Here is a 15,420-nt window from a genome sequence, read left to right on the forward strand (position 1 = left end):
ATAAGCTCCTAACCCAGATATGCCGCGATGACGGCCGGGTCTCGGCGCACCGCTTCCGGCGTGCCTTGGGCGATCTTGCGGCCATAGTCGAGCACGACCACTTCGTCGGCTATATCCATGACCAGCTTCATGTCATGTTCGATGAGCAGCACCGCAATTCCGTCGGCAGCAATCATACGCACGGTTTCAGCCAGACGCTCGCTTTCTTCGGCATTGAGACCAGCCGCCGGTTCATCCAGCAGCAGCACACGCGGACGAGCCGCCATGGCACGGGCAATTTCGAGAAGACGCTGCTGACCATAGGGCAAGGTTGCGGCGGGGCTGTCGGCGACAGATGATAGTCCCACAAGATCGAGAAGCGCTTTCGCCTTCTCCTCCACCTCGCGTTCGGATTGTCGTTGCCAACCGGGGCGCAACAATGCGGCGAACAGGCCGCCTTTCGTCCGCAGGTGGAAACCGACCTTGACGTTTTCCAGCGCGGTCAGATCCTGGAACAGTTTGACGAGCTGGAACGTGCGTACCAACCCCAACCCTGCTCTCGTTTCCGTCCGCAAGCTGGTCACATTCGACCCCAACAAAATGATCTCGCCCTCACTTGGCGGCATGCTGCCAGCGATGAGATTGAAGAGCGTCGTCTTGCCGGCGCCATTGGGCCCGATGACAGCCGTGACACCCCGTTCCGGAACATCAAATGAAACATTATCGACAGCCGTCAGCCCACCGAACCGGCGCGTGGCGCCACGTACTTGCAGGATAGCGTTCATTGCGCCCTCCCCGAGGTTTTTGACGGCGCCTTGCGCGCATCAAGAGACTTAGCCAAACCGACCAACCCCTTGGGCGCGTAAATGAGAATGATAATCAGCGTGACGCCGTAGGCCAGGTCCTGACTTTCACTCAAGCCACGGAATATCTCCGGCAAAAGGCTGACAATAAGCGCTCCGATAATCGGCCCAGCCACCGTGCCCAGCCCACCGATATAGATCATCGTGAAAGCGAGAACGACCATATGAAGGCCGAACACCTCCGGGCTAACAAAGCCAACCACATGGACGAAAAGCGAACCCGCAATCGAAGCCAGAGCTGCGGACAGCAGGAAAGAAAGCAATTTGTACCGCGCCACATTAATACCAAGCGCGCTGGCAGCCTCTTCGCTGCCCGCGACAGCTGCAAATGCTCGACCCACACGCGATTTGCGAATGCGCGACATGGCGAAAGCGACGAGAATTGTCAGCGCCGAAAGTGTCAGCAGAATTTGTCTGTCGCTCGCAGCTTCAAACGATCCAATGCCAAGCGGAGGAATGCCCGAAATCCCGAGATAACCTTGCGTTACAGATTCCCATTCGACCGCGATTTCGTAGACGATCAAGCCGATCGCCAGCGTTGCCATCGCGAGATAATGGCCCTTGAGACGAAGTGTTGGAAGACCAATGATGCAAGCCGCCACCATAGCAGCGACGAGCCCAAACATCATGGCTGGCAATGGCGCCCATTCATAGGTTGTGGTCAACACAGCCGAGCTGTAGCCGCCAATGGCTGCAAAAGCGCTTTGACCAAAGGAGACCTGAGCCGTCAGCCCCATAAAGACATTGAGGCCGGATACAAAGATCGCATAAATCAGTCCGAAAGCGACGATAGTGGAAAGATAGCCGCCGAAAATCACAGCATAGCCGACAATGGCCGCCGACAGCACCCAGATACCGGCGGATGCCGTCAACCAGTTTGCGAGCAGACCGCTACCGCTGCCCATCATTGAAGGATCACGCGAAATAATATTGTGCGAGTTCGTCATGGGATTTTACCTCGCGAGGATCAAGTGTGGCGACGATGCGCCCAAGCGAAAGAAGATATGCACGGCAGGCGAGTTTCAGCGCCAGCGGCGCTTTCTGCTCAACGAGGATGATCGGTAAGCCCTCCGCGGCCAGTCTGCCGAGAGTTTCAAGAATCTCCCCGGTTACGCGCGGTGCAAGCCCAAGCGACGGTTCATCGAGAAGCAGCACCTTGGGATCGGCCATCATGGCACGACCGACAGCGACCATCTGTTGCTCGCCGCCGGACATGGAGCCCGCAACCTGCGAAAGCCGCTCCTTGATCCTTGGAAACAGATCGAAGACACGAGCGTAGCGACGCTGCAACTCTGCTTTGTCGCGCACCCGATAGGCTCCAAGTTCAAGGTTTTCGAGTACCGTCATTGGACCGAAGATGCCTCGCCCCTCCGGCACCAGGACAACACCTTTTGCTGCCGCACCCACGGGGTCACGTCGCCCAAGCGGCGTCCCCATGAACCGGACCTCCCCCTCATTGGGGGTGAGACCCATGATTGCCCGCAACAGTGTCGATTTACCCGCACCGTTTGGCCCAAGGACAGCGACCAGTTCGCCACGACCAACGGAAAGATCGGCTGACTTGAGCGCCTGAACATGTCCATAATGCGCTTTCAGTCCGCGGGTTTCGAGCACCGGCGCTGCACGGTGCGGCAGCTCAGACGTCATTGCGCGATCCTCACCTTGCCATCGATGATCTGGGCAATCACAAAGGGATTGACGGCAATGCCCTGATGATTGTCAGCCGCGAAATTATAGGTGCCTGTTGTGCCTTGAAAATTGGTGATCTGCTCCAGGTTCTGGCGTACCGATGGACCTTCGAAGGACTTACCCTTTTCGATTGCTGCCACCGTGAGCATCACACCGTCCCAGCCACGCGACGCCCAGTTCGGATCGCGATCGGCAAATTTCTTGCGCCATGGATCAAGGAAGGTGCCGATGGCCTGCTTGAGCGGACCATCTGGATAGGCTTCGAATACCTGAGACGGCGATGCAACGAAGAAGAACCTGTCACCCAGAACCTCGGCGACTGGCTTGAAGACGGCCAGATCTTCCAGACTGGTCAAAAGCAGCATGTTCGAACCAAGCTGCTTCAGGTTCTTGGCTGCCGTCAGTGTGGTACCGCCGAGGCCAATCTTGATGATTGCACCAGCACCTGCCGCCTGCATCTTGTTCAACTGTACACTGAGATCGGCGTCATCCTGCTTGTAGGCTTCCACACCCACAACTTCGATGCCGTATTTAGCAGCCGCCTTTTCAGCGACGGCCTTCTGCAACAATGCATAGGGCGTCGGATCATGCAGAACACCAATCTTGCGGATATCTGTCTTGTCACGCAGATATTCCAGACGTTTTTCGACTTCGAAACCGGCAGGCGGCAAGGTGGTGAATGCCCACTCGATCTCCTTCGGCTGCTTCGGCAAAATGGAACAGAGGATCATCGGTATTTCGCTACGCGCCGTCATGCTCGCAGCCGCAGCATTACCTGCTGATACGCAACCACTGATGAAGATGTTCGCCCCATCCGAACTCATCATCTTGCGGTAGACGGTAACGGCATCCTGTGGTTGCGAGCGGTTGTCTTCAACCACGACTTCGAGCTTGCGCCCCAATACGCCGCCCTTAGCGTTGACCGTTTCAACCGCTGTTTCAACGCCGTCGCGCCAAGCACGGTCAACAGTTGCTGCATAACCCGTCAGACCCGCCGAAATGCCGATCTTGTATACCTCTTCCGATGCGGCAGGGCCTGCAGCGAATGCGCTGAAGACAACCGCTGCGACGGCCATTTTCTTGGATATGTAAGACATGAACTCCTCCCATAAGTTCGTCTGCTATTTCACTCTCTTAACCGTCAGGCAGGCTTGCCGAACCCTCCGCCGCCTGGCGTTTCCAGTACCACCCTGTCATTAGGCTGCATGGTGAGCTTCTTCGCTTCGCTGACCGACTTGCCATTGACGAGGAACCGCCCCGCGGTGCCGTCGGACCCGCCACCAAGCCCTTCCGGTCCCTTGTCGAGCCGGCTCGGCACGGCATTCAGAAGCCATGGCACATCGGTGCGCATGTGGAACCCGATGGTCTGGCCATCGCCACCGCGCATACGTCCTGCTCCTCCCGAACCCCGGCGCAGTTCTTTGCGGTCGAAGACGATCGGCATTGCTGCTTCGAGAATTTCTATCGGAACGGCGGCGACGCCAGTCGGATAGCATGTGGCACTGGGCCCGTGCTTTTCGGCGCGCGCGCCCATCCCGCCGGAATAATTGAACATCGACGAGGTAAACGCCTGCCCTGCATCGTTGCGACCCTGGATCTGGATCGTCCAAACGGCGCCTGATCCTTCGGCGAGTACCTGGGTTGGAATGACCTGATAGAGCGCTTTCAAAATCGGCATCGGCACATACATACCAACAACGTGGCGCGCATTGACGGGAGCCGGATAGCTGCAATTCACGATGGAGCCTTCCGGGGCGCGGATTTCAATCGGCGCCAGTGAACCGGAATTATTCGGAAGTTCGGGATTGAGGCAGCTGCGGATGGCGAAAGTCGAGTAGGCGTGGGTATAATTCAACACCACATTAATACCCGTCGCTGTCTGCATTGAACTACCATCGAAATCGACAATGATGCTGCCTGCATCCGGATCGACGGTCACGGCAGTCTTTAGCGTGATAACCTCGCCACCGGGAACATCAAACTGGGATTCGCCGTGATAAGTGCCCCCCTTCAACTTGCGGATAGCCGCGCGGGTGGCTTCTTCGGAACGGGCGATGATTTCATCCGACAACATCTCGATATCATCGACGCCCTGACGCTCGCACAGTGCGATCAGATGCTCGGCGGCAGCCTGACCGCTTGAAACCTGTGCGGCCAGATCGCCAAACACGGCATCGGGCGTGCGAACATTACGACGGATCATAGCCTGCAAGACGGGATTCATCACGCCACGCTCGTAGAACTTGAGCGGTGGAATCCAAAGCCCTTCTTCATGCACATCACGGGCGCCAGCGCCGATACCATAGCCCCCGATATCGGTGTGATGGATGGTCGAGCCGATATAGGCAATAAGGCGCTCACCATTGAAGATCGGCGTCAGGATCGTGATATCGAAGAAATGCCCTGCCGAAAGCCACGGATCGTTCGTGATGAGCACATCACCCGGTTCGCACCGGCCACTGAATTCACGCACAAGATGCTGTCCCGCAAAAGCGAGCGAATTGATATGGCCCGGTGTGCCGGTATTGGCTTGCGCCACCATGCGCCCACGCTGATCGAACAGCGCGCAGGCCAGATCGCCAGCCTCACGGACGATAGGGCTGAATGCGATACGTTGCAGCGCCTTGGCGCGTTCGGTGACAATTCCGATCAGATTTGACCAGAGAATCTCAAGTTCGATGCCGTCCACGGTTCTTCCTCCCAACCGTTGCGCTGGCTCTGGCGTTGCCCGTCAAGGCCACCAGAGACCAGAGCGTCAATTCCTCAAGCCTGTGCTGCTTTCCTGGTCGCAACGATGCATCCAAATGCATCAATTGTTGCGACCCAGTGCGGCGGAATGGCTGTCGTGGTTTCGCGTTCCTCGATGATCACCGGGCCATCAACAACCTGCCCAACGGCAAGATCGCTACGCTCATAAACCGCAACCATCTCACCATCCTGCCAGGCATGGACAGGGCGGAAACCCTTCGGCTCGCCAATTGCGCTGGCCGGTTGACCAGCGGGGTGAAAGTGGATCGCGGGACCGTTGACGGTAATGCGCCAGCTAACGACCTCTACAGGAACGTGCGATGGATTGACTCCATAGAGGGTGCGATAGGCTTCCGAGAACAGTACCTCAATCGACTGCGTATCGTGTGTCTCGCGCGGATCCTGATCAAACGTAACGGTGACTTCGTGCTGTTGTCCGAAGTAACGCAGATCGGCACCGACATGAATTTCAACATCGGCAGATGCGCAACCAGCTTCCATGAGCGCCATGCGGCCCTCTTTTTCCAGTTCGCCCAGGAGCTTTTCCGTACGGTCCCAGTCGATTGCATCGAGCCGCACGAGATCACTGCGAACGAGATCAAGACGCAGCGGCGTCACAAGCGTTCCGAATGCCGAAAGCACACTGGAGCGTGGGGGCACAATCACTGACGCGCTTTGCAAAAGCTCAGCAACACCGCAGGCGTGCAGCGGACCAGCGCCCCCAAAGGCAAACAGCGGCAAACCGCGATAGTCGACGCCCCTATCAGTTGCGTGCGCTCTGGCGGCTGAAGCCATGGCTTCCGTAACCACGCGATAGATGCCGCGCGACGCCTGAACGGGGGTTGTACCCAGACCGTCGGCGAGCTTTTGCATGGCCCGTTCGGTGGCTGCGCGATCCAACCGCATCTCTCCACCGAGGAAATTCTCCGCATCGATGAGGCCGAGCATCAGATCGGCATCGGTTACAGTCGCATTCGCTCCACCCCGGCCGTAACAGGCAGGGCCCGGATTGGACCCTGCACTTTCCGGGCCGACTTTCAGCAGGCCGAGTTCATCGACATGCGCAATGCTGCCGCCACCGGCGCCGATTTCGATAAGGTCAATCGAAGGCACAGTGACCGGCAGGCCGCTGCCTTCCTTGAAGCGATAGCGACGATCCACTTCAAACAGACCCGTCACCAGCGGCGTCCGGTTTTCAATCAGACACGCCTTGGCCGTCGTGCCGCCCATATCGAAGGACATAAGCCGGTCGATGCCGAGTACCTCAGCGTAATGACAGGCAGCGAGTGCGCCGGCGGCAGGTCCGCTCTCGATCATACGCACTGGGTTGCGCCCCGCAGTCTCCGCGCCGACAACCCCGCCGGAACTGAGCATGATCAGCGGCGTATTGCCAAATCCCTCATCCCGCAGCCGGTCGCTTAGCCGACGCAGATAGGGCTGCGAGATCGGCATGGTGTAAGCGTTGACGGCGGCCGTTGATGCACGGGGATATTCACGGATCTGCGGAGCGACATCGGACGAGGTGCAGATGAACACGTCATTGAGCGACCGCGACAGACGTGCAGCCACATGCGCTTCATTGGCTGCATTGACGAAAGAGTTGAGGAAACAGATGGCAACCGATTGCGCGCCGCTCTTGCGAATTTCGGAAGCTAGTGCCTCAATTTCTGCATCGGAGGGTGTTTCGGCAGTTGATCCATCGGCAAGCGTGCGCTCCTTGATACCGAAGGTAAGTTCCGGTGCGACCAGCGGCTCAGGAAACTCAATCTGCGGATCATACATGTCGTAACGATGCTCGTTACGGATCGACAATACATCGCGAAACCCCTCAGTCACGACAAGCGCAGTTGGCGGGCCCTTCCGCTCGATCAACGCATTTGTGACCACCGTTGTCGCATGCACGATGACACCATCAATCGCATCGGAAGAAATGCCAGCTTTTTTCAATACAGCATTGACGCCACCGAAGAACCCGCTGAGCAGATCTTCATGCGTGGTCAGGGTCTTGTCGACCGACAGACGACCGTCAGAATTACGAAGCACGATATCGGTGAAGGTGCCGCCGATATCCACTGCAAGCGAATAAGTCATTGTTGTTCTCTCCATCCCAAACGTTCCGAGATCCGACGCGCCGTCGCAAGGACCTCATTGACCTGTGCGTCTTCCGGTGGAGCACCGATGAATTGCGTCGAGCCAACAATGGCGACGGAACCGGTGATTTCCCCACGGTGATTGAATACGGGGGCCGCTAACGCATTAACCGCAGTCAGAAGCTCATCGGCAGCGATGGCCCAGCCCTTGGCGCGAACTTCTGCAGCTTCTGCCTGCAACCGAGCCGGATCGGTGATCGTCTTCGGCGTCCACACATGCAAAGGCGCAGCCAGGGTCTGGTCCATCAAGGAGGCTGCACCAAAAGCCAGCCAGACCTTGCCATGCGCGGTGGCATGGACGGACAATTCCGTGCCTGGCCGCGTGCCGAATTCAATCACGGTACGTCCGTGCAGCAGGTCCAGCACAACAAGCTTGTTGTCGACCAGACCACAGATCGTCACCGCTTGGCCGGTGCGTTCGCGCAAAGCCGAAAGCTCGTCGCGCGCTGCTGTCGCCACCTGAAAACGGTTGCGCACCGCCTCGCCCAGCATCAGTAGCTTAATACCCGCTTCATAACGGCTGGTTTCCGGGTCCTGACGCACGAAGTCGTGGCGCTGCAGGGTAACAAGATGCCGATAGACCGTAGCCTTGTTTGCAGAAAACGCCTTCGCGATCTGCGCCAGCGTCATCGGCTGATCCTGCCCCGAAAGGAACTCCAATACGCGCAAGGCCATATCGAGCGTACTGGTGCCAGCACCAGCCTTCCCGGTTTTGCCGGAAGCCTCATCCATTTTTTCATCCCCAGTCGTTTCAAATAATGAAACGTTGTTTTATTTATTTAAATGATTGATTGAAATCGTCGAGCTGTCAAGAGGCTTTAGAAATACTTTATTGTTTGACGCAGATATGCTCAGCCGCCCCATTTTATATGGACACCGCTGGGCCTGATGATGACCAGTTGGAAGTCAGAACACCCAATCTTTACGACCAACTAGGGGTCGAACCAGCCAGCCCGGTTTCGAAGGCCACGGAAAAAATAACTGCTATAGTGCTAGAAAAATCTCGATGACAGTTCCTGACATTCATCTCGGTCGTTCCCAGCCATCCCTAAAAGCGACAAGAGCGGACCTTCGCAACGTCGGAAGGCGCCAGCTTTAATCGACGGTGCAACGTGCCAAGCACAGACTGACAACATTGGGGTGCATCGGTTGGTATATGAGGGAATAGGCTTGGGTAATCTCGGCAATCATAGAACATCGCTCTTGAGTAATGCTTCAAGCCAATCGGCGAAGACCTGCAATCGCCGCGAGAGATGCTGACGATGCGGGTAAAGCAGCGTTATGGGCATAGGCTCCGTACGATGGCTTAACATCACCTCAACCAGTTCCCCTGCTTCCAGGTGCCGTCTGACATCGTAGGCAGGAATCTGGATCAAGCCGAGTCCTGCCAGGCAACAAGCGATATATGCTTCAGCGCTGTTGACGGTGACGCGGCCTCGCACTGGCAGAGCGCGTAGCTTGCCATCCTCGATCCATTCCCAGTCGTCGACCCGGCCACTGGAGGGGGAAGCATAGTTGACAGCCCAGTGGGATCCGAGATCACTGGGACCGTCAGGAGCACCATAACGTTTCAGATAGGCGGGGCTTGCGACATTGATCAGCGCCAGCTTGCCGATAGGTCGCGCTATCAGGCCTGAGTCATTCAAAGGCCCGACGCGCAGCACACAATCTACGCCGTCTTCTATGAGATTCACCGCGCGGTCGCTGACGCCGAGATCGATATCGATTTGAGGGTAACGGTCGAGGAATTCAGGAAGCGCCGGCGCAATGATGAGCCGTCCAATACGACCGGGAACGTCAATCTTCAGTCTGCCCGACGGTTGAGCTGCGGTCTGCCGGAACAGGTTTTCCGTGTCTTCAACCTCGGCAACGACCCGCAGGCAACGCTCGTAAAAAGCTACGCCGTCCTGGGTCGGCGAGACGCGGCGTGTAGTGCGATGGAGCAACCGCGCGCCCACACGCCCCTCCAGTTCCTGCACGGCCGCGGACACCGACGAGCGTGGCACGCCGAGCGTATCGGCGGCACGAGTGAAGCTCGCGCACTCGACGACGCGGGAGAAAATACGGAACAGATCAATACGATCCAAGTGGGAAAGCCCTCCATTAGACGAATTCTCTGACAAGTGATGTCAGAATGATCGTCTTTATCGTGCAATCATAGTCAGTATTCTCCTTCTACGAAAGCGGCCGCCGACGCGGTCGCCATATTGGCAAAGGAGATCGACCTATGACCGATCACAGCATTAAGGGTAAAACCGTCATCATCGCCGGTGGAGCGAAGAATCTCGGCGGGCTAATCGCTCGCGATCTCGCCGAACATGGCGCAAAGGCAATCGCCATCCATTATAACAGTGCGGCAACGAAGGCGGATGCGGATGCCACCGTCGCCTCCGTCAAAGCCCTGGGCGCAGAAGCCTTCGCCTTTCAGGCCAACCTCACGACGGCTGGCGCGATGGAAAAGCTTTTCGCCGACACTGTTGCCGCCATCGGCAAGCCGGATATCGCTATCAACACTGTCGGTAAGGTGTTGAAGAAGCCGATCATCGAGATCAGCGAGGCAGAATATGACGAGATGAGCGCCGTCAACGCCAAGTCCGCATTCTTCTTTCTTAAGGAGGCCGGCAAGCATCTCAACGACAATGGTAAGATTTGCACGCTCGTTACCTCGCTGCTGGGGGCGTTCACGCCCTTCTATTCGAGTTATGCCGGCACCAAGGCGCCGGTCGAGCACTTTACGCGGGCGGCATCGAAGGAATTTGGCGAGCGTGGCATCTCGGTGACCGCGATCGGTCCCGGCCCGATGGACACGCCTTTCTTCTATCCGGCTGAGGGCGAGGATGCCGTTGCCTACCACAAGACCGCAGCAGCACTCTCCAAGTTCTCGAAGACGGGTTTGACAGACATTGAGGACATTGTCCCCTATATCCGCTTTATGGTATCAGACGGCTGGTGGATGACTGGACAGACCGTCCTCGTCAATGGCGGCTATACGACCAAGTGATGGTATCGGCAACCTGCCGCTAAACCGGCAGGTCGTTCGTCCGCAAAGGGGGACACATGCATATGCTTCTTGTCATCGTCGGAGGTGTCGTCTTGCTCGGCGTCTCCCTTCTGTTCGGAAAGCTCTGGGGCGGCGACCTTGCCGGTATGGCCGCCGCAGCCAAGCTCTTTATCCCAGTTTGGTTGGCTGTGGCGGCGGTCAACATGTGGGTCGGCGTGACCAAGGCTGGCTACACGATCGCTCAGGAACTGCCGATCCTCTTTGTCGTCTTTGCCGTGCCTGCAGCGTTTGCCGCCCTCGTGGTATGGCAATTGTCGCGAGGCTGATTAGAGCGCCGATCTGATCCAATCAGATCGAAACCCGCTCGAATGGCGGCCGAAGCTGCACATCACGACGGGGTCAACCTAATTCATTGCAATGCATCACCAAAGGCGGACTGAAGGTTTCGTCATGATTACCATACCCAGAACGCGGCAGCGCAGTAACGACGGGCTGATTTCGGATGTTATCAGCTTCTGGAAACAAGCCGGGGAGAAGGGCCGATGGTTCGTCAAGGACAAGAGTTTCGACCGTAGCTTCCGGGAATGCTATCTCGAACTGCATATGGAGGTCGCCGAAAGGCGCCATGACAGCTGGATGGAGACGCCCGAAGGCGCGTTGGCGTTGCTGATCCTTACGGACCAGTTCCCGCGTAATTGCTTTCGCGGCACTGGCCACATGTACGCCACCGATCCGTTGGCTCGCCACTACGCCCGCGAGGCGCAGAAGATGGAACATATGGAGCGGGTCGGGGAGGAACTACGTCTGTTCTTTTGTCTCCCCTTCGCGCATTCGGAAGAAATCGCCGATCAGGACGTCTCCGTGGCCCTCAATGCGAAACTTGGCGAGCCATGGCTCTCTCATGCGGAGAACCATCGAGACATAATCCGCCGTTTCGGGCGTTTCCGGCACCGCAATCCAATGTTGGGACGGATCACGACCACAGCAGAAATCAAGTTTCTCGAGGCAGGCGGTTTTCAGGGATAGCTTGCATCGCAGTGATCATATCGCCGCAGCTTTTCCTGCGACCACAGACAATGACGGAGTTTGGCGACAGGACTTTATTTGGATCTGTCGCAAACGTCTCGTCAATGAGCACTGATATAGGTCTCCAGCTCTCAAGAAGCTGGGCTATTCGATGTCCAAAGGCCCCTATTTCGATAGGTCCGTCATCGTTCTATGTTCGAAAGCAACTGTGTTCGTGTTCACCAGCGCGGAGCCGCGGGGAAATGGGGTTGCCGGCGATGGTTACATGGGACCTTTCCGTGGAGGCCTCACAAGTAAAATCCACGCGATTGTTGATGCGGAAGGCCGTCCGATCAATCTTTGTCGAACAGGCGACCAAGTGCTGACTGCTCTCAGGCTGAAGGCCTCATGGCTTGTATCAAAGAAGGCGACGCGCTGCCTGCGGACAAAGCTTACGACACCGATGCCATCCGCAAGACCGCAGCAGAACGGAAAACTGGGCGAGCTGTGCTTTAATCGCATCAAACACTATCGTGGCATCGCCCCACGTTACGATAAGAACCCGCCCATTTCCTGGCCGCTGCCAAACTCATCGCTGTCGGTGTCTGGTGCATCAGTTTATGAGTCTACGTTCTAACTGATCGAGCAAAGCGTCTGCCTAAGGTTGGCGCCCATCGAATGGCATAGTTACTCATCCCTTCTAACAACCCAATATCGTTGCCATCAATGATAATCTGTTAGAATGACGCCGCCGCTAATAGCGCCTCGATTTCAGAACGATCCGGCATTGCTTGCGCAGCTCCCTTTCGGGTGACCGCAATTCCGGCAGCAGCACAACCAAAGCGGACAGATTCAACCGTTTCCATTCCGTTGGAGAGAGCGGCTGCGAAACCACCAACGAATGCATCACCAGCTCCAGTCGTATCCACCGGCGGACCATTAGAAATGACGGGAATATGCGTTGATAACGTTGAGGAGTGCACAAGGACGCCCCGCGAGCCTAGCGTGATAATTGCTGCCTTTGCTCCACGATTCACAAGGATATCACCGGCGCGGCGTGCATCATCGAGCGAACAAAGATCGAAGCCGACCAATGCTGCGGCCTCGGTTTCATTCGGAATAATGAAATCACAAAGCGCATACATAGATTCAGGAAACGCTTCCGCCGGCGCGGGGTTGAATATGGTCGTGACACCAGCATTTTTAGCAATCTGCAATGCCCTGACGGCCGCTTCCAACGGTTGTTCAAGCTGGGTAACAAAAACGCGGGCGCATTCAATTGCGTCTCTCGCATTTTCGACGTCATCCACTGATATCGTCCCAGCTGCTCCCGGATAAATTATTATCGAATTATCACCGTTATTCGTGTTCACAAAGATGAATGCCGCTCCAGTTGGAACGTCATCAAGTTGTACAATACGAGTACGGACTCCCGCCTTTCTATAGGTCTGTAACGCAATCTCACCAAAGGCATCATTGCCAATTTTTGAGATAAACGTTGTTGTTGCACCGGCCATCGCTGAGGCAACAGCCTGATTGGAACCTTTTCCCCCAGGACCAAGGGCAAATCCATTGCCTTTAATTGTTTGGCCAATCAGGGGTAATTGCTGAGCTTGATATACGGTATCGGCGACGAAGACTCCGAGGATGACGACATTCGACTGCATGCTGTTCTTCTTCATGTCTGCTTTACTCATTCGCTGCTGGCGGTATGACGCCCATGGTCAAGAGGAAGCAGCCAAAGAAGCGCGGTTCGCCGGTCTGGACCACGCAGTATGCCTTTTTGGCTAATTCATAGAAAGCAAAACGCTCGATACTGTACATTGGACAGTCACGCCCTTCGGCAAGGTTTACCTGCAACTGAACTTCCCGTTGGACCATTGGAATTTCATCCGGGTTACCAGAGACCTCCATGCGCCCCGCGGAATTCTGCAAAGCAGTGTCAAGCGGCATCACAGAAAGTATAGCTTGAACGGCGCGTGCAGCCCCGACATTATCGACGTGCAAGGCTTTACCTACAACGGTTTGTCTCGCGATGCGATCTGTCGGAAAATTTGTGTCCACGACCGCTATTTGATCGCCGTGTCCCATCGACCGTAATGCGTGAAGAAGGTCGGCGTTCAGCATGACATCGATATTTTTGAGCATTGCAAACCTCGCTTAAGTGGTTGCCAGAAACATCCCAAAACTCACCGTCCCCAGATAGGGAACGGTGTCGTTCTCGTTTGATGTTAGAGATTCTTCTTTGTTTTATTCTTTGCTGCCAGTGGCGGCGATGGATGCAGAGTAGAAGCGTTGCATGATCGTGAGTATCAACATCGGAATTACTGCGATGAACAATGCCGCGGCAAATATAAGACCATAATCAGTCTGATACCCCGTCGAAAACTGTGCAATAGCGACTGCAGCCACTTTGTAGTCAGCACCAGGGGCTATCAAAAGAGGCCACAAATAAGCCTGCCACTGGAATATAAACAGGATAAGCGCTGCACTCACCATTGCGGGGATCGAGAGTGGCAGATAGATGGAATAGTAAATTCGGAACCAGCCCATCCCGTCAACAATAGCGGCTTCTCTGATTTCCTTTGGAATCCCCATGAAGAACTGTCGAAGCAAAAACACGGCAAGTCCATTTCCGATTCCTGGTAGTATCAATCCGGTATAGCTATCCTGAAGGCCGAACATCCGCATTATACTGTAGAGCGGAACAGCAATTGCATCAAACGGGATCAGGAAGCTGATCACCATCAGCATAAAAACTCCATTTCGGAACGGAAACTCAAGTACGGCAAGCGCAAATGCCGCCATAGAACAAAGTATCAAGCCAATAACAACCGTTACGGCTGATACAAGTATCGAGTTCCAGATGGCCAGACTGAATGGGCTTTTCCATACACCAATGATGTTCGCTAATGTCCACTCATCTGGCCAGAAAGTGTAGACTCCAACCGGGGAAAGATACCGGAATATCGAATCTGTTGGCCGGAATGAACTCACGGCAAGCCACCAAAGAGGCAAAAAGAAAGCAAGCGCTACCAATATAATGAAGAACTTGCGCGCTAACGATACTTTGTTCATACCCGCTCCTCCTGAGCCCGCATCAAACGGAACTGCACTGTGACGACGATGAGCGCAACTGCGACCAGAATGACGGTCGACGCGGCCGCACTGCTCGGATCACTAAGAACAAAGGCCTGCGAATAAATCTCGTTCATGATCAGGTTTGTGGAACCCATTGGGCCGCCCTGTGTCAAAATCTGCACCGGCGCGAACACAAGGAAGTTGGCCACTGTATTTGCTACCAAAACAAATGTGAGCGGCCGTCGGAGCTGTGGCAATGTAATGTAGCGGAACTGTTGCCACCGGTTTGCTCCGTCAATCTTGACGGCTTCGTATAGCGATTTCGGGATTTCCTGTAAGCCGGCGACCAGGAACGTCATCCAATAGCCAACCCCGATCCAGCTCACAATGAGCATAATCGATGCGAGGGATTGATCTGGAGACGTCAGAAAGCGTTGAGATTCAAACCCCAGCGAATTCAGCAGCGAGTTTACAAGTCCGTCCGGACGCAATGCTACGCCCCAGACAACAGCCGATACACTTTGTGGAATAGCAACCGGCAAAAGAATGATTGTTCGCCAAAATCCTATTGTCCGCATGCCGGCATTCATGAGTATGGCCAGCGCTAAGGCAATCGCAATTTGCAAGGGATTGATGATGATTGAGTAAATTGCCGTAATCTTCAGGCTATTCAAAAACTCTTCGTCAGTGAATATAAAGGTGTAGTTATCAATGCCATAGCCTCCACCGGGTATTTCGAACGAATTTACCACGGCGAGAGCAGCTGGCCACAGTCGCAACAGAAAAACAGATAGCAAGGCCGGCCCCAGAAAAGCCAGAGCGACCAGGTAGCGTGACTTTGACGATGTCATGGCGATAAATCCGCTTGCAAGTAAAAGGAGATGCCGCCGATACACGGCATCTC

The 15,420-nt window shown here is 55.6% G+C and carries 15 protein-coding genes and 1 pseudogene; 4 read left to right on the plus strand and 12 right to left on the minus strand.

Going from position 1 to position 15,420, the window contains the following annotated elements; genetic code table 11:
• Positions 1-8 precede the first annotated feature (8 nt).
• The 8 genes from FGI60_RS05490 to FGI60_RS05525 all read right to left on the minus strand — a co-directional run bounded on the left by FGI60_RS05490 (position 9) and on the right by FGI60_RS05525 (position 9,516).
• The gene (locus FGI60_RS05490; protein WP_138784275.1) at positions 9-764 is read right to left on the minus strand and encodes an ABC transporter ATP-binding protein; all 756 of its coding nucleotides are present in this window, start codon (positions 762-764) and stop codon (positions 9-11) included.
• Complete coding sequence (locus FGI60_RS05495; protein ID WP_138784276.1) at positions 761-1,789, minus strand: branched-chain amino acid ABC transporter permease; 1,029 nt, start codon at positions 1,787-1,789, stop codon at positions 761-763. The genes FGI60_RS05490 and FGI60_RS05495 overlap by 4 nt, the downstream gene beginning before the upstream one ends.
• A complete protein-coding gene (locus tag FGI60_RS05500; protein WP_138784277.1) occupies positions 1,758-2,489 on the minus strand; it encodes an ABC transporter ATP-binding protein in 732 nt (243 codons plus the stop codon). The genes FGI60_RS05495 and FGI60_RS05500 overlap by 32 nt, the downstream gene beginning before the upstream one ends.
• Entirely contained in the window at positions 2,486-3,628 is a 1,143-nt protein-coding gene (locus FGI60_RS05505) for an ABC transporter substrate-binding protein (RefSeq protein WP_113534607.1), read from the minus strand. Before FGI60_RS05505 ends, FGI60_RS05500 begins: the two co-directional genes overlap by 4 nt.
• Before the next feature lie 44 nt (positions 3,629-3,672).
• A complete protein-coding gene (locus tag FGI60_RS05510; protein WP_138784278.1) occupies positions 3,673-5,220 on the minus strand; it encodes a hydantoinase B/oxoprolinase family protein in 1,548 nt (515 codons plus the stop codon).
• 74 nt (positions 5,221-5,294) lie between these two features.
• The gene (locus tag FGI60_RS05515) at positions 5,295-7,370 is read right to left on the minus strand and encodes a hydantoinase/oxoprolinase family protein (RefSeq protein ID WP_138784279.1); all 2,076 of its coding nucleotides are present in this window, start codon (positions 7,368-7,370) and stop codon (positions 5,295-5,297) included.
• Positions 7,367-8,161, minus strand: a complete 795-nt coding sequence (locus FGI60_RS05520) for an IclR family transcriptional regulator (protein ID WP_138784280.1) — start codon at positions 8,159-8,161, stop codon at positions 7,367-7,369. Before FGI60_RS05520 ends, FGI60_RS05515 begins: the two co-directional genes overlap by 4 nt.
• 455 nt (positions 8,162-8,616) lie before the next feature.
• The gene (locus FGI60_RS05525; RefSeq protein ID WP_138784281.1) at positions 8,617-9,516 is read right to left on the minus strand and encodes a LysR family transcriptional regulator; all 900 of its coding nucleotides are present in this window, start codon (positions 9,514-9,516) and stop codon (positions 8,617-8,619) included.
• A gap of 140 nt (positions 9,517-9,656) precedes the next feature.
• Between FGI60_RS05525 and FGI60_RS05530 the strand changes: the two genes are divergently transcribed.
• The 4 genes and pseudogenes from FGI60_RS05530 to FGI60_RS05545 all read left to right on the plus strand — a co-directional run.
• Positions 9,657-10,430 carry an SDR family oxidoreductase gene (locus FGI60_RS05530; protein WP_138784282.1) on the plus strand — a complete coding sequence of 258 codons (774 nt, stop codon included), beginning with the start codon at positions 9,657-9,659 and terminating at the stop codon, positions 10,428-10,430.
• A 56-nt stretch (positions 10,431-10,486) separates the two neighbouring features.
• Complete coding sequence (locus FGI60_RS05535; protein ID WP_138784283.1) at positions 10,487-10,756, plus strand: hypothetical protein; 270 nt, start codon at positions 10,487-10,489, stop codon at positions 10,754-10,756.
• A gap of 124 nt (positions 10,757-10,880) precedes the next feature.
• The gene (locus FGI60_RS05540; RefSeq protein WP_138784284.1) at positions 10,881-11,456 is read left to right on the plus strand and encodes a DUF924 family protein; all 576 of its coding nucleotides are present in this window, start codon (positions 10,881-10,883) and stop codon (positions 11,454-11,456) included.
• Between the two features lie 192 nt (positions 11,457-11,648).
• Positions 11,649-12,059 (plus strand): annotated as a pseudogene (locus FGI60_RS05545) (IS5/IS1182 family transposase); the annotation flags it as partial.
• 113 nt (positions 12,060-12,172) lie between these two features.
• On the opposite strand, the gene rbsK reads toward FGI60_RS05545, so the two are convergent.
• From rbsK to FGI60_RS05565, 4 genes are all read right to left on the minus strand, one after another.
• Positions 12,173-13,102 carry a ribokinase gene (gene rbsK, locus FGI60_RS05550; protein ID WP_138784634.1) on the minus strand — a complete coding sequence of 310 codons (930 nt, stop codon included), beginning with the start codon at positions 13,100-13,102 and terminating at the stop codon, positions 12,173-12,175.
• 22 nt (positions 13,103-13,124) lie between these two features.
• Positions 13,125-13,583 (minus strand): RbsD/FucU family protein, encoded by a 459-nt coding sequence (locus FGI60_RS05555; protein WP_138784286.1) that lies wholly within the window; start codon positions 13,581-13,583, stop codon positions 13,125-13,127.
• Between the two features lie 102 nt (positions 13,584-13,685).
• On the minus strand, positions 13,686-14,513 hold the full coding sequence (locus tag FGI60_RS05560) for a carbohydrate ABC transporter permease (protein WP_138784287.1): 828 nt from the start codon (positions 14,511-14,513) through the stop codon (positions 13,686-13,688).
• Positions 14,510-15,367, minus strand: coding sequence for a carbohydrate ABC transporter permease (locus FGI60_RS05565; protein ID WP_138784288.1), 858 nt, complete (start codon positions 15,365-15,367; stop codon positions 14,510-14,512). The genes FGI60_RS05560 and FGI60_RS05565 overlap by 4 nt, the downstream gene beginning before the upstream one ends.
• Between the last annotated feature and the right edge of the window lie 53 nt (positions 15,368-15,420).

The organism is Brucella haematophila, assembly GCF_005938105.1.
Taxonomy (GTDB): domain Bacteria; phylum Pseudomonadota; class Alphaproteobacteria; order Rhizobiales; family Rhizobiaceae; genus Brucella; species Brucella haematophila.